Genomic DNA, 20,914 nt, shown 5'->3' on the forward strand with positions numbered 1-20,914 from the left:
ATTGTCAAGAAAAAAATTTTTAATTAATTAACTATTAAATTTCAATATTCATTTGAATAAATCACTATTTTTTTCAAAATTTAATAGTTGATTTAACAGTGTGTAAAAAAGTTTTATGAAGAGTGGTTTTTCGCTGATATGGAACTTGAAATAGCATTTGTTTCAGTACCTATAGGTGCCATAAAACTTTTTTTAGAGAAATAGAGATTTACTCCCCAAAACAGGCAAGCAAAACCAACTGCCGTGTTGCAAGGACCGAAGGCATTGACCCAAATCAAAACCTGGCTTTGTACTAGAATATTACCCTATTAAACCGGGATCTAATTATTAAATAGATCCAAGATTCAAACTATTTTACTACTAAATTTTAAAACTTTCATGAACGAAAAATTACCAATTAAACGGGGGACGAGAAATTTCCTGTTTGCTGTTCAGTTCCTGGCCCTGTTGGCGTTCTGCCTTCCCGGAACTTCGCAGGCGAATGAAATCCCCGAAAACGTTTGGGACCTGACCATTCAGGGCACCATTTTGGACGAGAATGGGCAACCCATGCCCGGGGCTACGATAACCGTAGCCGGAAGCAATACCGGGACGGTTTCCGATATTGACGGGAAATTTTCCCTTACCGTTCCCGATCAGGCAAGTATCGTGGTGTCTTTTATTGGCTATACCACCCAGACCATAGAGGTGGGTAACCGGACGGAGTTTACCATTCAGATGATCGCTGATGAAACCTCCTTGAATGAGGTTTTGGTAGTGGGCTATGGAACGCAGGAAAAGCGGGATGTGACCGGTGCGGTATCCTCCATCAAAGGCGGCGATATCCAAAACTTGCCCGTCTCAGGTGCGGCTCAGGCCTTACAGGGAAGGGCCGCCGGTGTCAATGTGGTTCGAAATGGAGGTGCCCCCGGCAATCAGGGCTCCATACGGATCAGGGGAACTGGTACCCTCAACAACGCAGATCCGCTGATAATCATAGATGGTGTACCAGGAGGAAATTTAAACGATGTGAATCCCAACAACATCGAATCCATTGAGGTGCTCAAGGATGCCTCGGCGTCTGCCATTTATGGAACCCGTGCGGCCAATGGCGTGGTGATTGTAACCACGAAAAGGGGAGATTTTGACCAACCCTTGAAATTTGAATTGAACGGATACACAGGGGTTTCCAATGCCATCAAAACCATTGATGTACTGGAAGCACCGGATCTGGCACTTTTAAAGCGGGAACGCTACACCAATGACGGCCTGGCCATCAATCCCATCTGGGAAAACCCCGCCTATCAAACCCAACAAACCAACTGGCAGGAAGAATTACTGGGACAGGGCAGCACTCGAAACATGGACCTGACTTTGACCGGAGGGAATAAAAATTCTTCCTTTATGTTATCGGGGGGGGTTTTTGAAGAAAAGGGAATGATTACCAATTCCAACTTTCGTCGGCTTAGTTTTCGGTTAAACTCCGATCACAAGATCAGCGATCGGTTTAAAATTGGCCAAAACCTGCAATTGGTATCCATCAACCAGGTCAGTCCCAATACCTTGTCCGCTCAAACGGGTGTTTTATGGAGCGCCATCCGGTTTCATCCGGGATTGCCGGTTCGCAATGAAGATGGAAGCTATAGCTCCTCCCAGATCTCCGGAGAATTTGGGGATATCAACAATCCCATTTTCACGCAGGAAACACAAGATAATAACAACACCAGCCACAAACTATTGGGCAATGTTCAGGCGGAATATGAGATCCTGGAAGGCTTGAAAGTCCGTGCCAATCTTGGCTTGGAGGGCGCCATTAGTGATGGCTATAATTTCAATATTATTGTCAATGATCAGATCAGGGCAAGTCCGCGCAATAGCTTGTCGAGAAGCTACAATGAGTATTATTCCCTACTGGCCGAATATTTTATTTCCTATGACAGGGTATTTGCCGATCTGCACAAAGTGAATTTTGTAGGAGGGTATACCACCCAAACTTTCAACTCGGATGGATTTAATGCCAGTAAGCTGGATTTTATTGATGAGTCCTTCGATCAGCGGTTTTTAGACGTGGGGCAAACCCTGAATTCCATCGGAGGCGGCAAATCGTACGATGCGCTGGCTTCTTATTTTGGACGGGTAGCTTACGATTACGACGAACGGTATTTGGTTACGGCTACTTTCAGAAGTGACGGATCATCGAAATTCGCACCAGGGAACCGATGGGGTTATTTTCCCGCCTTTTCGCTGGGCTGGCGGATTTCGGAGGAAGCCTTTTTCCAAAATGTGGGTTTTATCTCCAATCTTAAGCTTACCGGGGGCTGGGGAAGTCTCGGGAATCAAAATGTACCGGGCTTGCAGTATTTGGCCCTTATCAGCTCTGGAAGAAGGTATTCCTTTGGGGGTAACCAAACGGTGGGCGCGGCACAAACCCGAATTCCGAACCTGAACATTACTTGGGAATCTGCTCAGATGACCAACTTCGGTCTGGACATCGGTTTTTTGGAAAACCGGTTGTTGGCCAATTTTAATTACTTCATTAAGGATACCAAGGACATGTTGATTGCTCCTCCAACCATTGGTAGCATTGGCACGGCTCAGATACCGAACCAAAACATCGGGGAACTACGGAACCAGGGATTGGAGATGGAATTGTTGTTTCGGGAAAATAAAGGTAAGCTGTTTTATTCCGTCAGTGGAAACGCTTCTTTTATAAAAAATGAGGTAACCCAGCTGGCCGATGGTAATTTTATCGGTTCACGCCTATACGGTCGCTCCAGTCAGGAATTGTCGCGGACATACGAAGGGTTTCCGATTGCCAGCTTTTATGGATGGCGGGCAGATGGTATTTATCAAACCACCGAATCCATTCAAAACGATCCCAACGTTGCCAATGACCCCAGAAGGAGCGAAGGATTGATACAGCCGGGAGACGTTCGGTTTATTGACCTGAACGGGGATGGGCTGATTGACGAACAAGACCGGGAAGTCATCGGAAATCCGCATCCCAAGGTGGTGTATGGGTTAAACGCAGAACTAGGATACGGTAACTTTGATTTGAGTTTGTTCTTTTTGGGCAATGCCGGTTTTGATATTTATAATGCCGACCGGATGCAAGGCATCGACCCCACCTATCCGTTTAATATGTATGCCGAAACCATCAATCGTTGGAATGGGCAGGGAAGTAGCAACGAAATCCCCAGGATGACGACCAAGCGGGATAATCTCAATCACCGTACTTCTGATCTGTTTTTGGAAAAAGGTGATTTCTTCCGGCTAAAGAACCTGGTAGTAGGGTACACCTTGCCTGAAATGCTTACCTCTCGGGTAGGGGTGACCAAGGCGAGGTTTTATGTAACCGGCCAGAATGTCTTTATTCTGACGGGATACACCGGAATGGATCCTGAATTGGGATACACGGACGGAAATCTACAGTTAAATGCAGATTTTGCTCAATATCCACAAGCCCGAAGCTGGACGATTGGTACCACCATAACATTTTAAGTTAAGCCATGAAAAATTCAATTTTATACCTATTGCTATCTTGCACGCTGCTAGCGGCCTGTGAGGATAATATTCTTGAAACGGTCCCTTATGGCCAGTCTACCTCATCTCAGTTTTGGAGAAATGCCGACGATGCCGTGGCGGCGGCCAATGCCATGTACGAACCCCTGGTGGTGGAGGATTTCTATGGTCATGCCGAGCATACCTTTGACATCCCATCTGACGATCAGTTCCGGGCAGGAGATCATGGGGAAGACCAGGCCATTGAGTCGTTTACCTTTGATGCTGGAAACCCCCAGTTGTTTTACAGCTGGCGGCACAAGTACGAGGTAATATCCCGGGCCAATGCCGTGCTGATCAATGTGCCGGACATTTCCATGGATCAGAATCTCAAAGATCGAACTCTTGGTGAAGCCCATTTTCTGAGAGGATTTATGTACTGGCGCTTTTTGGTGATATATGGCGGAGTTCCATTGATTCTAGAGGAGGATGTCCTTGCAAATGAATACAACAAAGAAAGAGCCAGCATGGAAGAGATGCAGGCTCAAATATCCGCCGATTTGCTTGCCGCGGCAGATTTGTTGCCGGAATCGCACGATGCAGATGATTTGGGTAGACCTCATAAGGGATCTGCCAGAGGCTTGCTGGCAAAATTATCTTTATATCAGGACGATTTTGCCAATGCCATTGAGTACGGGCAACAGGTTCTAAATGGCCCCTATCCTCTGGCAGCAGATTTTGCCGATAATTTCAGGGTGGAAACCCAGAATAATCCCGAGATGCTTTTTGCCATTCAAAGCTTACAGGGCTGGCAGGAAAATACACACGTAATCTACACTACTCCAAGACCCTGGGGTGGCTGGGATTTCCACGAACCGGTGCAGGACTTGATCGATGAATTTGAGGAGGGGGATCCCCGCCTGGATTACACCGTTTACCAGCCGGGAGACATGGTGGATTTAGGTGGCGATAGAGGCGTGACCCCTTATACAGAAGATTTGTCCTCTACGGGATACCATTTCAGAAAATACAGCTCCTGGCGGCCACAAGGTGGTCTGAATATGAGTCACAATAGCCCCATTTTGCGGACCGCAGATGTCTATCTGATCGTAGCGGAGGCAAAAATCCGATCCGGACTAAATGGCGACGCAGAGATCAATGCTGTTAGGGAACGATCCGGCAGAACGCCGATGACCAATGCCACCATGGAAGACCTGATTCACGAAAGAAGGGTGGAGCTGGCCGGTGAAAATCAACGGCATCAGGACCTGATTCGCTGGGATAAAGCGGGCCTGGTAGACATTGTGGCCCTTTACCAAAAAGACCTGGGCCCCTTGAAGCCGCCCAGAAATTTTGAAAGGCCCAAACACTATCTGTTTGCCATTCCCCAAAGGGAAATTGACCTTAGTAACGGTGTTTTAACTCAAAATCCCGGATATTGATGCAGAAAATGGCACTTTTCCTTATCGGTTGCGCTGTTCTCTTTAGTGCCTGTAAACGCAGCACGGAGCAACAATTGCTGGGGAAATGGAAGTTGGATTCCGCTTATTACCATTACAATCAGTTTGGCTTTAGCAGTGGAGACTGGCACCAGGAGGAGGTGTATGAATTTCTTCCTTCCGGAGAAACCAGGACGATTGCCCAGAACTCCGTCCTATCCAATGAGTACGAAATCAAAGAGGGGCAGCTAAGGTATCTTGATGAGGAAGGCGTGCTGATAAACACCTACCAGATCCTTTTGGTCGACGGGAATCAACTGGTTCTACGGGCAGAAAAGGAGCCGCTGTTTAAAGGAAACAATCAAAACCGGTTTGAAGTACGCTATTTCTCCAAATTAGATTGAATCGGATAGGAATCCAACTGGTTTCCATCCAAATCAAAGTAGTCAATTCGAAGCAAGTCTTTTTCAAAAATGATTCTATTGGGTTGCTGGGTCAGGTATCCGGCTCCCCAATAGAATTCTTTTTTTCGGACTTTTCCGGAGCGGTAATGAAGCATGACAAATGCCGTGTTTTCTACCCTGGGGGGAGAAAAATGCGCCGGTGAAGCCGGAAAGAGGTTCAGCCATTCCAAGGCCTGGTTATTCTTCAACGCCAGGGCCAGCGTTTGCCCGCTTTGCTGCAAGGTGGCATGGGTTAATCCACGTTGATCTCCGGAGACCCAGGGATTTTGTTTCCGTACTTTTACGGTTCCGTCAGCATTTCCATGCAGCATTAGGCCATAAGAGGCATCGTAAGGACCATTGATCGCTTCTCCGGCAAAATGGTTGCCTGTCAGAAAAAGATCCGTTTGCCCGTCTCCGTTGAAATCCTCCGCCAAGACTCCATAAACGGGAGCAAGCTGGGCTTCATTTGGAAGTGGACTAATCTGGAATCCGCTATCGGTATTCATCAAGATGACCGATGCAAATTGCTCCACGGACAACTGCTTAGGCGCTTTCTCAGCGGTAGCTCCGATTAGGGATGCCATATCCGCCAAGGCATAGTCATGGTAGGTTGGATAGGTTTTTTTTAAGGAAGGAATCTGCTGGAAAAGATCGTCCCGCGGGTGCACGGGAACCCTCTTCCCATCCCTTACATGCGAAATAATGGCTTCCATACTGCCATTGGCATCAAAATCGGCCCAATGAATCTGAAGGGGTGCTTTCTTTCGGGTTCGGTACCGGCTGTTCAACCCCAGGTTGCCCAGCACATAATCCGTCCTTCCGTCCCGGTTCAAGTCGGTTCCGATGATGCTATTCCACCATCCGGAACTGCCTTCCAGCCCGGGGAGGCTTTCTTTTAGTATCAGTTTACCGTTTTGGTTTTCGAATAGGGTAATTTCCATCCATTCGCCTACTACCCATAAGTCCAGCCAGCCATCGTTATTATAATCGGACCAGAGTGCGGCGGTAACCATTCCTAGCGTATCCAATCCCGGAGCCACTTCCTGGATCACATTGGTGAATTGACCATTTTCATTCATTAAAAGCTGCGATGTTCCCGGGAGCGGATACTGATTGGGCGCTAACCTTCCTCCAATAAATAAATCCATATCCCCGTCTTTATCAAAATCCCCGGCAATCACGCAGGAGCCGCTTACCGGGTTTTCAGGAAGTCTGTCCGTTGAAAGGACGAGGTTTCCATCTCCTGTATTTAGGTAAAGGCGGTCCTGATAATAAGTAGACTCGGGAGGGAATTCATTTCCTCCTGAAACCACATACAGGTCTTGGTCGCCATCGCCGTCCGCATCAAAAAACAGGGCACCCATATCTTCGTAAAGGGCATCCTCCTTTGGAAGGGATTCGATCGTAAAAAGGCCATCGGAGTGTTGGATAAATAACTGCCCCGCCTGTCCGTGGGCTCCGGAGAAAAACAGGTCTTCCCTTCCGTCTCCATTAAGGTCGCCTACAGCGGCCCCCGGCCCTAATTGGGAATGTTTGTGCGGCAACAGGGGCTGAAGGTTGAAATCAGCGTAGTATTTTTCTTCATGGGTAAAAAGGGGTAGGTCCGGGACCTGCTTTTCCCTGGTTTCCGGGGCATCCGATTTTTTACCGGCCACCTTTTCCCCGGAACGTTTTTGATTTATTTCCAGGGTTTGGTCAGCTGAGATATCCCGGAAACGGCTGTTTTCCCCATCCGGCCAAAGCACCAGCAGGGAATCGATTCGGTCGGAATTTCCCAGTCCAAAATGGATTGTTTCGGATACCGAAGATTGATAGCCCCGGCTTAGGTAGTGTTCGTAAAATTGCTGAACGGAATCCGTCCATACATATACCCTGGCACCGATGGCCTGCAGGTTGGGAAGCTTTCCCTGCAGCTTGATTTGCAGGTAGTGTGCCCCTTGCTTCCGGGTGTTGTTCTTATAGACCGATGCGCTTGCATAGGTATTGGTGATGATCAAATCCAGTGCGCCATCGCCGTCCAGATCGGAAAAGGCCGCACCGCTGGAGTAGGAGGGGAGGTCCATGCCCCATTCTTTACTGACCTCTTTAAAGGTGAGGTCCTGTTGGTTTTGGAATACAAAATTGCGGATGTGCGCCCCCTCCAGGTTTTGCAGTGCTTCACTCACCTGCCTGCTATTGAGTCGTGAAAATCCGGAGCGGTAATCCACAAAATCCCGGTTGGTGATATCTCTGGGATATCCGTTGGTAATCAGTAGGTCTTTCCAGCCATCATTGTCCAGATCCAGCCAAAGCGGTGCCCAGCTCCAGTCGGTAGCACTTACCCCGGCCATATAGGCGATGTCTGAAAATAACGGTAGATTTTCCGGACTTTTTCCACGGTTTAGCTGCAACGTGTTGCGCATCAATTGGGGCTCATACCCGCTTTTGAGTTCGGATAGGTACCGGTCGTTACCTGTTTTTCCAAACATTAATTTTTGCCGGTAGGAGTCGGGGGGCAACATGTCCACACTGATGATATCGGGCCGCCCATCGTTATTAAAATCGGAGATGTCGTTGCCCATGGCAGAGTAACTGGTATGGGGAAAGACGTTTCCCGCTACGTTTTCAAAGGTACCGTCTTGTTGGTTGAGGTAGAGCAGGTCATTGGACAGGTAGTCGTTGCTGACATAGATGTCCGGCCAGCCATCCTGATTGATATCGGAGATGGAAACTCCCAGTCCGTAGCCTTCGATGGTAATGCCTGCCTCGGTGGAAATGTCGGTAAAGGTTTGATTGCCATTATTTCGGTACAGCTTGTCGGTATTCAGCATTTCCCCATGGATGCGCTTGGGCCGAATGATATTGGGACCCGTTTCATCGGTCATATTGTTGAGCAGGTACAGGTCCAGGTCCCCGTCCCGGTCGAAGTCAAAAAAGGCCGCTTGCGTGCTGAATCCCCGGTCCGCCAGTCCATAGCTTTCCGCCATTTCGGTAAAAGTCAGGTCACCCTGATTGATGTACAATTCGTTGGCGCGTTGGGGGGGGCCATAGGGTCCCGAGAAACAAATATAGATGTCCCGCAGGCCATCCTGGTTGATGTCAATAATGCTGACTCCGGTGGCCCATTTTCCCTGGGTAGCTATTCCGGACCTTGCCGTGCTATTTTCAAAGGTAAAATCCCCGGTATTGATATAGATCTCCGAGTTTCCCATGTTAGAGGTAAAGAACAGATCGTCCAGGCCGTCCGCATTGAAATCCGCTACGGCCACTCCGGCACCATTGTAGAAATACTCAAAGGTAAGGATGTTCATAAACTCGTCTTCGAGCAGCGTATTTTGAAAGTCAATCCCGGATTGGGAGGAAGGAATTTCCGAAAGCAGGCTGGGTTCCTGGCAAGAAAACCCCAAAAGCAGGGCCATCATTGCCGGAAACGAACGTACAGTAGGTAGCTTCATGGAGCGCAGGGTGATTGAGCCAATTTAAGGATTAAAGATACTGGATTTGGCAGGGGAATGGGAAGCGAGGGGGTTAATTTTTTGTGAAAATGGCAGTTTGGCGGTTGGCCAGGTTTCGTGTGACGGCTACCTGTTCATTTTTGCGAAGTGATTTTGTCTGTTTCTCGGGCTTTTTAATGAAATATTTAGTATCATTAAACCCTGACAGCGCAATGATTTTATCAGGTCAATCCAACTGTTGTGCCTCATGCTGAACAACTAACTAAATGACAAACCTCGGTAAACAGGCTGAATTAAAAACAGTACCGAGTTCTATTTCTTCAAAGAAGGCAAACTGTGGACTTATGTCAATATTGAAGACGAATTGGGCTTCGCCATATTCACTTTTAATTATTAATAATTTATGAAAAAACTACTTCTACTTTCATCTTTAGCCTTGCTTGCTTCCTGTAGTGCCAGAGAATCTGAAAAAGCAGAATCTGAAAATATTCTGGAAAATTTTTCCTTTTCCGTTGATACGCTTATAGTGGACGTAGGAGAGGAAATTTTCATGCCGGGAGCATATGACATGTTTGAATTAAGTGGGGATGGCGACCGGTTGTTTACCTACTTTGAGCCTGAGCTAGAAGTCCACGAGATCGATCTCAATGCTATCAAACTATTGAAGCGCCACAAATTCGAAAAAGACGGGCCGAATATGATTCCCATATATTTGAACTACATGCAGAATCTAAGCGAGACGGAGTTGTTTTTTGCAAGCTCCGTACAGGCCGGAATATTCAAAAAGAGTGGGGAAAAAGTAAAGTCTATTTCGCTAAAACCTGAGGATTATGCTGGATTAGGTCCTGACTTCCCTTTCTCTTTGGGAAATTCCATTGTAGTCAGCCCAGATCAGAATAAAGTACTAACTCTACCTAATCAAATTCTGGGAACGGCAGAAGGACTCGCGATCCTGGATATAGAAGATATGCGTGGGAAATTCCAATCTCTTCCGGCACTGGAAATTACTAAAAATTTCCGAGTGCTAACCAGGCGAGGTAATGGAGGAGCATCCCTTGGCGAAAGTCAGCGGGCCAAGTTGGTCAATGGACTAGTGATTATCGATAGCGGAGCGACTTCCGACACCTATATTTTAGACTTAAAGAATGACTCATTACAGCTGCTGACCTTTCCACATCAGCTAGTTCCAAAAGCAAAAACAGGAGAATTTCCATCCGAGGTTGATTCGAATGAACGACTTAGAGAGGTGACAAATGGAATTTACAGGCAGATCAGCTTTTCGCAATTTTTCTGGGATGATGGCAATCAGATATATTTCAGGATGGGCCGAATGAATAGGGAATTAAATGAAGCATTGAAAAAGTACACAGCAGATGTTTACCTCTTTGCTTACGACGAAGAATTTAATCTCATTGGAGAAACCGTGGTAGAGGGACTGGATTTTATGCCTACCGGTGGATTTACGAAAGGAAACAAGTTATATGTGGAATGGGTGGTAGATGAGAACCCCGCCTTTATAGAGTACACCTTAAACTTTTGAGGTTTTTATGAAAAAACACACAAAAGAAATGGATTTATTTTTTCTTGAGTTCAATTTCGAAGACCTGGAAACACTTCTAATTCCACCATTTTGGTTAAAGCCGCATTCGCATTGAAGTGGTTTTGGTTTAGGGACTGTTAAAAAGTTGCAATTTTAGGATACGTTTCGTGCCAAGAGTCCATCGAATAATTAAGTCCTGAAAGGGCGGAATATGTTCGATAGCCTTTCTTTTGAACCCCTTTTTTGTAGAATACGGGTACTTCCTAACTGTGGTATACCCCTTCCGAACCCCGATGCACTGGTACTGAGCAGCAACGTTTCGATTCGGAAACGCAACGTTCTGCCTCTACCATTCACCCGTCAACCTATTTTAGTTAACGGAGCACCTTTTAGGCGAAACGATCCATCTAAAAGGTGCAACAGCCCGGCAAAAACTGACAACGATTCACCTAAAAATCGAAACGTTGAATAAAATAAACTGACACGCCGAGTTCCGAACTCGATGGTTGGAGCTCAGAAGTACCCATTTTTCGCCATCCAGCAAAAATTTTCGGTAAAAATGTCAGGCTTTTTTGTTTTTGAACCAAATGCCTGTCATTTTTTAGCGAAAATTTCCGGTTTTGAGATTCAAAAGCCGACTTCCGAACCGCAACGTTGAATAAATTTTATTCAAGCCTGTCAGTTTTTGGTCGACGCGTGTCAGTTTTTAGTCCGCGCTTGCATGTATAAAGTGCGTGCGAGCATCTCGGAACTGCGCCATAGCGGTTAGGAGGTCCCTTCCGGGACTCAGAAACTACCCTTTATGAGTTTAGCTGCTGTCTATAGGTTTACTTTCCACTGAATGTTAAAAAAAAGGAACGAACGGTGCTGTGTTTGCCGCGCCTTCACGGTGGTCTTGGCGTGAAAGACCTGGTTAGGATACTTTTCCCAGAAAAAACCAAAACCTGGGAATCGATTGTCTCTACCGGGATAGCCAACAGGTATCGTTACCAAATAGCAATGCTTAAATGGGCTATAAATAGAGCAAAAGAACGGAATGCTCATTTACTACAATTAACGACTGACAAAAAACGACCGAAAGCGATTAAATTCTATGAGGACTTAGGGTTTAAAGCAACTCATGAAGGAATGAAAATACACTTTGAATAAAAAGCCTGTTGCTAATAACTAAGCATTCTGATGGCTGGACCAACCTAGTCTGAATACAGTGTTGAACCCGTTGACAGGCTCAGGGTAAACTTCATTTGGTCGCATACGGTGTGGTGGGAAATATGGGGAATGATTTCTCCTGTATTACTTTTTACTTGTTGGAGGACGAAAAAGTAGCTGGTTTTTGATCCTCGTTTGATTAGCTTTTATGCATTAGAATATGTCGACTTATGTTATGGTTTAGGAGTGAATTTCCATCGTTTTTACCATTTGGATAAACCTGGCACATTAAGCTAAATGGGTAAGATATGCGATGAAAATATTCTTTGGAGTTCAAGGCAAGAAATAAAAATTGGTAAATATCGGGCCGTTCAGGCCATCTGAAATAGAGTCAGTAACGGCCACACCGGCACCGCTGTAGAATTGCTCAATTTTCATAAACTCGTCTTCGAGCAGCGTATTTTGGAAATCCACTCCCGAGTAGGAAGAAGGAATTTCCAAAAGCAGGCTGGATTCCTGGCAGGAAAACCCAAAAAGCAGCACCATCAATGCCGTAGCAGTAGGTAGCTTCATGGAGCGCAGGGTGATTGAGCCAATTTAAGGATTAAAGATACTGGATTTGGTAGGGGAATGGGAGAGGATGGGATTCATTTTTGTGAAAATGGCGGTTCGGGGATTGGCTTTTTGTGGTTGGTTGTTGGCTGGGTTTCGTTTCCGGCTTCCGGTTCGTTTTTCACGAAACGATTTTGCTTACTTTTTAAGGCTTTTTAATGAAAAATTTAGTATTATTATTTCCTGGTAGAAAGACGATTCGATCTGGGGTATCCAGCTCGATCCGGGCGTATGAGCCTGACTCAGTCAAATTTATATATAGATTGGCTGCCATAATAAATAACGAAAACCTAAATTCAGATGAAAAGCAAATGGTTTTATAACAATAAATATTGGCTGGGAGCATTTTTTCTTACCATAATAGGGCTGATTTGTATAATTATTTCTTTTCGACTTGATTCAAAGGGTGAAGATTACAAATTGGCAGCTTCGACGATTGGCGGTATAGGGACAACTGTTCTAACCATTGGATTGATTTCTTTTATATACGAATTAATACTAAGGAATTCCTTTTTGCAACGAACAAGAGAAGCAGTTTCAGAGGTGATTCGTGAATCAATGCCAGCAAGATATACAAATATTAAAGATGCTGGAATAATTGACGCTTATAAAGGGCTAAAAATAGATAAGCTAAGAGAAAAATTCATGGAATGCAAAAAGTGCAGAATAAGGATTTTAAAAATATGGATACCAAACCTGCATACATTGGAAAATTCAATTGTAGACGCAATTAATAGACGTGAATGTTCAGTTGAGATAATATTATTAGATCCTTCATGCCAAGAAGCAATTCAAAAGAGGTCTTTAGCAATTCCCTACTACGAAAAGGAGGATATAATTTCCAACCTCAATTTGAATATCGCTGTAATTAAATCTATATGGGAAAGACTTCAAGACAAATCTAAATTGACCTTCAATCTACATAAAAGCTTTATTGGTGCATCTATTATTGGGTTTGGAGATACCATTATAGCAGGATATTATCTTCACAATAGGTTAGCTTCTGAAGGCATGTTGATTAAAGTAAATGATGTTACAAAAGGATTTTTCCATGAGCTGGACGAGCATTTTGAGACTCAATTAAAAAAGTCAGAACCATATGATTTTACCTCAAGTAAAGGGAGTGATAAAATTAGGGCAGCCAACAATGTGAAAAGCGGCAATACGACCTGACCGGGCTTACTCCGATTGCATCAACCGGTTTGCCCTGAAGCTAGAGCGCCTGATAGGAGCTCACCGATATGCTGATGTATGGAAGAGAGGATCACGATAAATCGGGTCGCTCTGCAGAAGAGACCTTTCGGGGGGGGCAAAAACGGCTCGTACTGCTGCATAGGTGGTGGTGAAAAATAGGCTTAAAAGCGGGAGGAAAGACTCCTGCCCTGGGGTCTAGATAAACTGGATGCAAGTGGGCGTAGGTTGTTACCTGGTCTTCGTAAGTACTAATGCAAAAAAACCATCCGGAAGAAGTTTAGGGAAATGGAGATTTACAAGCGCAGGATTCCCTTGAAGGACCTTGCAAAAAAGGTTGGACCCAATAATCCGTGGACTAATGAACGACTACTACAAATTTTGGCTAGCGGGAATGCGCCCTGTATGAAAATAACCGTCGACTGCTCAAATGGTTAATAGGGAGAAAGGACTTGTTCAAATAGGCGTCTGTTCACTGGCTCAAGAAGTAGGAGAAGCAGCGTCTGGGCAATTAACCGATCTCTTGATGGGAAGATCAGAAATAAACATTTAACTATGGTACGTTAAAAAAATGAGGAGCATGTATACACGCAATAGTATTGGGAAAAATTATTTATGCTATGTACCGGTACTATTCTGGTGTTGTTTTTCCAATCCGGCAGAAGCCCAGACCAACCTACTAACGAACCTAGACTCACCAATTATTTTTAAAGGAGATGATACCACGGCATATCGTGATCCCGCAATCCTATACGATAACGATATATTTTATCTGTTTTTCACCTTGGTGAAAACCGAAGATGGAAAGGTTTATTCCTACACAGCAGCGAGTCACTCGGTAGATTTGAAGAATTGGAGTCCAGCGAAAATTCTTACCCCTAAGGATCAAACCTTGAATTTTTCAAGTCCCGGAAATATTGTCAAGTACAATAATGAATGGATTTTATGTCTGCAAACGTATCCTCGTCCCGACCATTCAGCGGACCAGGAGATTCGCTACGGGAGTAGCGATGCGAGACTGTATACCATGCGCAGTAAAGACCTTACCAATTGGAGTGAACCTGAACTAATTAAAGTCAAGGGTCCGGATGTTGAAGTAGCCCAAATGGGAAGAATGATTGATCCCTATCTATTGGAAGATAAAGATGAAAAAGGAAAGTGGTGGTGTTTTTATAAACAAAATGGAGTAAGTATGTCATATAGTTATGATTTGCAAAACTGGACCTTTTATGGGTATACTGACTCTGGTGAAAATGTATGCGTTTTGATTGAGAGTAACGAATATGTTCTATTACATTCTCCTCCAAACGGAATGGCTATTAAACGTTCTTCGGATTTAACTAGCTGGAATGATTGGGGGGACCTCATCACGTTGGGTCAAAATGAGTGGAACTGGTCAAAAGGAAGAATCACAGCGGGAACGGTAATAAACCTAAAGGAACGCAAGGAATTTGGAAAGTACCTACTGTTTTTTCATGGTTCAGGTCCTAAATCCGAAAGGGAAGGAGATTTTGATAAAAATGCGTCGATTGGGATTGCCTGGAGCGATGATCTTCTCAATTGGGATTGGCCCGGAACAAATAGATAGTCACGCCAACTGGTAAGGTCTAAGACTGGCTGAAGCTAAAGCGACCGTGCAACGAACGTTAGAACCGGTCCACCCATTGGAAAATGGTTCAACGATACGTAACTCACCGGGACGAAGAATCCTTTTATCAAAGGGAAAGTCCACTACGCTGATTATTTTAATTTTTCCAAACTCCTTATGACAAGGGTTTATTAAAATATTGAAATCTCCCTTTACTACCGCAGAAGGGACTTTTAATAGGCATTCGTCAGAATCGATACAGTCATCCCCAATTTTCTGTTTGCTGCGGTTGGGTGGATGGTGATTCCAATTTTCAGGAAGGTCCGGTATGCTAATTTCCTTTATTGTCAGCTAAGCTATTGGTATGGTCCGGTCAGCCCCGAAAAAGGCCAGGAAAAGGAATAATATTTGTAGTTAAGGGGTATTAGCTGTATATTTAAGTTCATTCCAAACTGAAAACCAATAAAAACCATGAATTTTACCCAAAGCTTGTACACTTGCTTGATGGCGGTGCTGGTAATGGCTGCCTGCGGCAGTCCAACCGAACAGACGGAAACCCCATCCCCTTACTTTACGGCTGATGAAGACCAAGGTGGCCTAAATCTGGGTGCCGGACTACAGGCCTACGTAGTAGCGGAGGACCTGGGAAGGGGCCGTCACCTGGCCGTCAATGAAAATGGCGACATTTACATGAACCTGCGCGAGGCCACCGAAGAAGGCGGAATTGTTGCCCTGCGGGATACAGACGGCGATGGCCGGGCAGACGACATCCAATACTTTGGCGATTTTGGCGGTACCGGCATGGCCTTTTACAAGGGTAACCTTTACGCCTCAAACGACAGCACGGTGTTCCGGTTTACCTTTTCGGGAGACAACCTGATTCCGGATAACGCCACCGCACCCGACACGATTGTTTCGGGTCTGCCCGTGCAAACTTCCCATGCGGTGAAGCCCTTTACCTTTGACGAGCAGGGTCACATGTACGTCAACGTCGGCGCACCGTCCAATGCTTGCCAGGAGCAAGACCGTACCCAGGGATCCCCTGCAATGGATCCTTGCCCGCTATTAGAGCGGCACGGCGGCATTTGGCGCTTTGATGCCGAGCAAACAGGACAAACGCAGCTGGAACACGGTTACCGGTTTTCTACGGGTATTCGAAATGCCGTGGCACTGGACTATAATGCCGCGGATGGCCACGTGTATGTGGTTCAGCATGGGCGCGACATGTTACACGGGCTCTTCCCGGATATGTATACCGAAGAGGAAAGTGCCGAACAGCCAGCGGAGGAAATGTTCCGCTTAAGTGATGGTGCTGATTTTGGCTGGCCGTATTGCTATTATGATCCTTCTCAGGACAAAAGGGTGACGGCTCCGGAATACGGGGGCGACCGGGAGCAAGCCGATCGCTGCGAAGGTACCGAAGGGCCTGTAATGACCTTCCCTGCCCATTGGGCACCCAATGACCTGTTGTTTTATACCGGTGATCAATTGCCGGAAACGTACAAAGGTACCGCTCTGGTAGCCTTTCACGGTTCCTGGAACCGGGCACCTCTGGAGCAGAAGGGATATTTTGTGGCTGCTGTACCGTTTGAAAATGGTGCGCCCACTGGAACCCACGAGGCTTTTGCAGAAGGGTTTGCCGGAGTGGAAACCATAGAGGCCCCCAGCGATGCCCAACACCGGCCCACGGGTCTGGCACAGGCTCCGGATGGAACCGTATTGATTTCCGACTCGGTAAGCGGAAAAATATGGCGGGTATTTTACCAGGAAGACGAAACCATGGCCATGAACTAGAACCGGATTAGTGGCCTGGGAAAATAGGTTTCCCAGCTGAAAAATCTTTTCATGCCGACTCCCTTTTTTGGGGGTCGGCATTTTGTGTTTATCATATTATAACGAAATATCAAATAATTGGCCGTTTATGGTCAGGTGCCTGAAACAAGTAATACACCTGCGAATGGTGGTTTTTAGAGCCTTGATCTCGTTTAGGTCCGTTTTCTTTTTTGAAAACCAGCGTGAGTAGGGTGGCCTGTTGATTGATCATTTATGAGACCTAAAAAATAAAAGATGCATCCTTCCTGTTTTTTTAATTTTTAATCTTTAAACTTGCGTTGAAATTTTCTAAAAGACAGTAGTAGCGTTGAAATGGGTGAAGATTGGAGCTGTGAATTTTTTTAAGTTTTTGATCCAAATTTTCTTAGAAGTTGCCATTCGGGCTGAACGCATCAAGCCGCGCGAGCACTTTTTTATAGAATAATTATTTAGTTATCAATGTTTTATTTACGATGAAAACAGCCAAATTTTTGATTATTGGCATTTGCTATTGGGTTTTTACGTATGCGACGGTACATGGACAAGGGACTCCGACCGACTACATCATTACAAATGATGGAGCAACACGTACGGGTACCATAGCCCGGTCCTTCGATTTCAACAATGCCAGGACCATTACATTTCTGGACCCTGAGGGAAAGGAGTTTCGTTTCGGACCCAAGGACCTAAAAGGTTTCGTTTTGGCCAACGGAAGAACATTTGAAAGCCGCAGGCTACCAGGACAAGAGGAGAAGGAGTTGTATTTTATGCAGGTGATCTTACGCGGGAAGGTGAGTCTTTTTTCATACAACAGTCGTTTTTTTGTGGAAAGCGAAAAAGACTATTTGGAGCTGTCAAAAACATCTGGCCCAAAAACGATTCAGGGCAATGTGATCATGACAAGGCGCAAGCAGATTACCGGAATCCTCAATTACATGCTATACGGTCCTTGCGGGTTACAATTGCGGGAAAGGATAGCAAGAACCGTTCATTCCGAGGGTGGATTTATTGACATTATCATGATGTACCATGACTGTGAAAACCTGCCCTATGAATTGTTGGTGGAAGAGATTCCGGTCCTAAGGTTGTCTTGGGTAGGCATGGTGGGGGCTTCTTTGTTCCAAACCTATCCGGTTCCCATGACCGACCGGACAGGGCATGTATTTGATACCAACGTTGCTCCATTTGTAGGGGTAGGAATCAAGTTGGATCAGTGGCGCCGCAGCCCAAGAGTTGCTTTTGACATCGGGATTGGCTTTTCCTGGATCAAAAATACGCTGAACGCCCAGTTGAATAAGCAAAATTACTTCTACACGGCAAGCGAGGAATTTGCTACCACGACCGTCTCGGTACCCGTATTTATTGATTACTTGGTGTTTCGGTCTTCAAAGCACGAATATTACCTGGGGGCAGGTGCCAATCTTCGGTTTAATTCCTTTCAAAGCACAAGCAGTATTATCGATTTCAAGACCAAATCCGAACCGGTCGTGGTCGAGTTATACGAAGAGCCGATTTACATCCATTCGCCGGTTCAGTTTTCACCGGCTTTTAAAGCGGGAACGCATCTACTGTACAAGGAAAAATGGGGGATGGTATCGGAATTTCAGTTGGAGTATACCCGTAAAGGCTATGGCCTATCGCTCGGCTCAAATCAGTTTCAATACAATCAACTTGTTTCCACTTTTATCCTGGGGTTTAGGTTATGAAAAAGTACCTACATCATTTGGTCACGATCCTGATACTACATTTGTTTGGCTGCGTAAATCCGGAAATGACGCCCAGGACCAATCCACGCTTCAGTGTGGCTTTTATTCAGGAAATAGACGAATCCGGAGCGGAATTCGCCGCAAACGTATACGATTTTGGCAGCGAGGAGATCCTGGAATACGGATTTCTTTACAGTACCCATTGGAATCCAAGACCGGCCTATGCTGAGGAATTGAAACAAACCGGAAAGCCGGAAAAGTATTTTATCCTCAAGGCCGAGCACTCCATGGCGAAGGGTGAGATTTACTACGTAGTGGCGTACGTAAAAACCTTGTCCGGGGTGGTGTATTCGGAACCCCACCCCTTTGTCAGTAAAGGAACAGTTGGTTTTATTTTTGAAAAATTTGACTACAATCAGCCCTTGTTTTTTGGCGATACAGTGGCCGTTTATGGAGAGAACCTGAGTAGCGTTATTGCTAATTACAAGGTCACCTTTCAAGGAGAAGAAGCGCGTGTAATTGAGGTACAAAAGCATTTTTTCAAATTTATTATCCCGGATTTCCAAAATTTTGACCGCTACAGCGAACCGGATGTTTTTCGCATTTCCATGGAAATCGTAGACAAGGAGATGGAGATGAACGTCCTCATGCCGTTTCGTGAGCCGGAGTTTGCCGACATGGCGATTCAGCAAATCGACTATGGAGGTACCGTCGAAATTCTAGGGGATTATTTGGTCGACCCTAATTTGGTCGTGACCATATCACCCCAACCTTCCGAATATCCCATTCGCGGTACCGTGACCATGGTGTCTGCGGACCGGAATAAAATTGTATTCAAACCCAATCCAGTATATGCTGGTGAAGAAAATGTCATCGAGCTGGAAATACGCGGCAAAAAATACAACCTGGGATCCGGTGTTTTCAAGTACAATCCGACAGAACTAGACCCTGGGCAACATATCGTAACCGGTTACGGGGATCAATTCAGCATCACGGGAAAAAATATCAATTATGCGGCGCCTTACTATCACAGAGGCGTATTGAATGGTCAGACCTATGAAATAAACTACGAACAATCGAATAGTGAAACCCTATCCCTTCGATTCGTAACCCAGGGCTACCTATTCGATCGAATCAACGACTTCCGGGTTCAAACATTTGACAACGTTTCCCAAAACTCGGCAACGATTGAGCTGACCGATCCGGATATCCCATTTATGAGAAAGCCCATCCCTTCCATTGCGCTGGCAGAATATTTACGCTTTGGAAACATGACAAGTTTCGAAGGAAAAGGATATGCACTTGGGAATAAGGAGATCTTCGAGGTAGCCGTAGCAAGCAGATCGATGACTCCCCTGCGTGCCCTTCAACTTGGAACCTATCGTCTTTCGTTTACTTTTTCGGTTGCACATGGAGAAAATTGGTACCTTGGTGGGGGGCAGACGACCGATTTAAATCCGTCCAATCGGGCGTTTTTTGTCTTTAATCTACGCAGTGGTGAAATTAGACGGCTTCCGGATTTGCCGCTGGACCAAAGAAACCCCATGCTGGTGCATGTCGTCAACGATCACTTGTATGTGGAGGGGGGGCATACGCCTGAGAGAGGGGAAGACCACCGCCTACGGTATAAATTCGATATCCGTTCCGAAAAATGGGTGCGCCTACCGGATAAAGAAGAAGGCCGGATGGTCGTTGGCAGGACCGTTCCGTTTACATTTAATGGACGCCATCTTGCTTTTGGTGAGCCGGATGGAACCGGAGACGAGCATTCTGGACTTTTTGAGTTCGATTTGACCACCGAACGGTGGAACCTGGTGAAGCGGTTTTCGGACATAGGACGGATGGGCGTGAAAACAGATGAGGTGTTTATCGTTGGAAACAAAGCCATTCTCATGGGTATCGAAATCTTTGTCCTGGATTTAGAAACCATGGAAATGAGCCAGGTAACCAATCTGTCCCATCCATCGTACCTTACCTGTGAATTTTTACGTGTAATGGCCTTTATGGCCAATGGAAAGATCTACGCATGGGATTGCAACGAGACGTTTTGGGAAATTGACCCCGAAAGGTTCGACAATTGGTAAACTCTGGGTTTTGGATGAGGATTTTCCCTTTTTCGATCGGTAAAAACTAAATACAGATTTACCTTAGCAGAGACTAGCTAAAGACAAACAAAAAATCGGAGACCCTTTTCCGATTTTTTGTTAGTTTAACCGGCCTTTTCGTCCTTTATTGCCTGCTCTCTTTTTTCATTGGCTATGGTGTTTGGGACGCGCATGTTCCTGCACCGATCGGCTTTTTCTGAACCTTCGTCCGGGAAATTGTGCCAATACATGTACCAGGAGAACCCGGTTACGTGCCTATCTTTTGATGAACGGTTACATTTTTTGTTAGCAAACATTTACTTTTAAGCGGAATAAAGAGAAAAAGTTTACGAATAAATTAAATGTGGGTTAATTTTCACCCATTACTTCCATTTAAAACAAGAAAAAAATTAATTTTTCCCACAGATGATGG

13 protein-coding genes are annotated in these 20,914 nt (G+C 45.5%); 10 read left to right on the forward strand and 3 right to left on the reverse strand.

Going from position 1 to position 20,914, the window contains the following annotated elements:
• Window positions 1–378 precede the first annotated feature (378 nt).
• Genes GJS45_RS05960 through GJS45_RS05970 form a run of 3 tightly spaced genes read left to right on the forward strand, consistent with a single transcriptional unit; the run spans window position 379 to window position 5,323 of the window.
• A complete protein-coding gene (locus GJS45_RS05960; protein ID WP_162340564.1) occupies window positions 379–3,480 on the forward strand; it encodes a SusC/RagA family TonB-linked outer membrane protein in 3,102 nt (1,033 codons plus the stop codon).
• An 8-nt stretch (window positions 3,481–3,488) separates the two neighbouring features.
• Window positions 3,489–4,922 (forward strand): RagB/SusD family nutrient uptake outer membrane protein, encoded by a 1,434-nt coding sequence (locus GJS45_RS05965; RefSeq protein ID WP_162340565.1) that lies wholly within the window; start codon window positions 3,489–3,491, stop codon window positions 4,920–4,922.
• On the forward strand, window positions 4,922–5,323 hold the full coding sequence (locus GJS45_RS05970; RefSeq protein ID WP_235954633.1) for a glycoside hydrolase family 25 domain-containing protein: 402 nt from the start codon (window positions 4,922–4,924) through the stop codon (window positions 5,321–5,323). Before GJS45_RS05965 ends, GJS45_RS05970 begins: the two co-directional genes overlap by 1 nt.
• Here the strand turns inward: GJS45_RS05970 and GJS45_RS05975 are convergent.
• Window positions 5,302–8,799, reverse strand: a complete 3,498-nt coding sequence (locus GJS45_RS05975; RefSeq protein WP_162340566.1) for a VCBS repeat-containing protein — start codon at window positions 8,797–8,799, stop codon at window positions 5,302–5,304. The two genes, GJS45_RS05970 and GJS45_RS05975, sit on opposite strands and share 22 nt — an antisense overlap.
• A 403-nt stretch (window positions 8,800–9,202) precedes the next feature.
• Here GJS45_RS05975 and GJS45_RS05980 point away from each other — a divergent pair, with 403 nt between their 5' ends.
• Both GJS45_RS05980 and GJS45_RS24070 read left to right on the forward strand, forming a co-directional pair.
• Entirely contained in the window at window positions 9,203–10,339 is a 1,137-nt protein-coding gene (locus GJS45_RS05980; RefSeq protein ID WP_162340567.1) for a DUF4221 family protein, read from the forward strand.
• A gap of 999 nt (window positions 10,340–11,338) precedes the next feature.
• Window positions 11,339–11,488 (forward strand): GNAT family N-acetyltransferase, encoded by a 150-nt coding sequence (locus GJS45_RS24070; RefSeq protein WP_394366576.1) that lies wholly within the window; start codon window positions 11,339–11,341, stop codon window positions 11,486–11,488.
• Between the two features lie 333 nt (window positions 11,489–11,821).
• Here GJS45_RS24070 and GJS45_RS05985 read toward each other — a convergent pair whose 3' ends face one another.
• The gene (locus GJS45_RS05985) at window positions 11,822–12,061 is read right to left on the reverse strand and encodes a hypothetical protein (protein ID WP_162340568.1); all 240 of its coding nucleotides are present in this window, start codon (window positions 12,059–12,061) and stop codon (window positions 11,822–11,824) included.
• A gap of 339 nt (window positions 12,062–12,400) precedes the next feature.
• On the opposite strand from GJS45_RS05985, the gene GJS45_RS05990 reads away from it, so the two are divergent.
• Window positions 12,401–13,273 carry a hypothetical protein gene (locus tag GJS45_RS05990; RefSeq protein ID WP_162340569.1) on the forward strand — a complete coding sequence of 291 codons (873 nt, stop codon included), beginning with the start codon at window positions 12,401–12,403 and terminating at the stop codon, window positions 13,271–13,273.
• A 598-nt stretch (window positions 13,274–13,871) separates the two neighbouring features.
• Entirely contained in the window at window positions 13,872–14,879 is a 1,008-nt protein-coding gene (locus GJS45_RS05995) for a family 43 glycosylhydrolase (RefSeq protein WP_162340570.1), read from the forward strand.
• Here GJS45_RS05995 and GJS45_RS24075 read toward each other — a convergent pair whose 3' ends face one another.
• Window positions 14,880–15,230, reverse strand: a complete 351-nt coding sequence (locus GJS45_RS24075; protein ID WP_394366577.1) for an RES family NAD+ phosphorylase — start codon at window positions 15,228–15,230, stop codon at window positions 14,880–14,882.
• Window positions 15,231–15,350: 120 nt separating this feature from the next.
• Here GJS45_RS24075 and GJS45_RS06000 point away from each other — a divergent pair, with 120 nt between their 5' ends.
• From GJS45_RS06000 to GJS45_RS06010, 3 genes are all read left to right on the forward strand, one after another.
• Complete coding sequence (locus GJS45_RS06000) at window positions 15,351–16,673, forward strand: PQQ-dependent sugar dehydrogenase (protein WP_162340571.1); 1,323 nt, start codon at window positions 15,351–15,353, stop codon at window positions 16,671–16,673.
• A gap of 491 nt (window positions 16,674–17,164) precedes the next feature.
• Complete coding sequence (locus GJS45_RS06005) at window positions 17,165–18,397, forward strand: hypothetical protein (RefSeq protein ID WP_162340572.1); 1,233 nt, start codon at window positions 17,165–17,167, stop codon at window positions 18,395–18,397.
• Window positions 18,394–20,481: a Kelch repeat-containing protein gene (locus tag GJS45_RS06010; RefSeq protein WP_162340573.1), complete on the forward strand. Its 2,088-nt coding sequence runs from the start codon at window positions 18,394–18,396 to the stop codon at window positions 20,479–20,481. The genes GJS45_RS06005 and GJS45_RS06010 overlap by 4 nt, the downstream gene beginning before the upstream one ends.
• The last annotated feature ends 433 nt before the right edge of the window (window positions 20,482–20,914 follow it).

Origin of the sequence: Cyclobacterium salsum (genome assembly GCF_010119245.1) — a bacterium.
Classification (GTDB): domain Bacteria; phylum Bacteroidota; class Bacteroidia; order Cytophagales; family Cyclobacteriaceae; genus Cyclobacterium; species Cyclobacterium salsum.

Excerpts from the sequence above, each read along its gene's own strand:
- GJS45_RS05960 (WP_162340564.1), top strand. The coding sequence starts at position 379 with ATGAACGAAAAATTACCAATTAAACGGGGGACGAGAAATTTCCTGTTT.
- GJS45_RS05965 (WP_162340565.1), top strand. The coding sequence starts at position 3,489 with ATGAAAAATTCAATTTTATACCTATTGCTATCTTGCACGCTGCTAGCG.
- GJS45_RS05970 (WP_235954633.1), top strand. The coding sequence starts at position 4,922 with ATGCAGAAAATGGCACTTTTCCTTATCGGTTGCGCTGTTCTCTTTAGT.
- GJS45_RS05975 (WP_162340566.1), bottom strand. The coding sequence starts at position 8,799 with ATGAAGCTACCTACTGTACGTTCGTTTCCGGCAATGATGGCCCTGCTT.
- GJS45_RS05980 (WP_162340567.1), top strand. The coding sequence starts at position 9,203 with ATGAAAAAACTACTTCTACTTTCATCTTTAGCCTTGCTTGCTTCCTGT.
- GJS45_RS24070 (WP_394366576.1), top strand. The coding sequence starts at position 11,339 with ATGCTTAAATGGGCTATAAATAGAGCAAAAGAACGGAATGCTCATTTA.
- GJS45_RS05985 (WP_162340568.1), bottom strand. The coding sequence starts at position 12,061 with ATGAAGCTACCTACTGCTACGGCATTGATGGTGCTGCTTTTTGGGTTT.
- GJS45_RS05990 (WP_162340569.1), top strand. The coding sequence starts at position 12,401 with ATGAAAAGCAAATGGTTTTATAACAATAAATATTGGCTGGGAGCATTT.
- GJS45_RS05995 (WP_162340570.1), top strand. The coding sequence starts at position 13,872 with ATGTATACACGCAATAGTATTGGGAAAAATTATTTATGCTATGTACCG.
- GJS45_RS06000 (WP_162340571.1), top strand. The coding sequence starts at position 15,351 with ATGAATTTTACCCAAAGCTTGTACACTTGCTTGATGGCGGTGCTGGTA.
- GJS45_RS06005 (WP_162340572.1), top strand. The coding sequence starts at position 17,165 with ATGAAAACAGCCAAATTTTTGATTATTGGCATTTGCTATTGGGTTTTT.
- GJS45_RS06010 (WP_162340573.1), top strand. The coding sequence starts at position 18,394 with ATGAAAAAGTACCTACATCATTTGGTCACGATCCTGATACTACATTTG.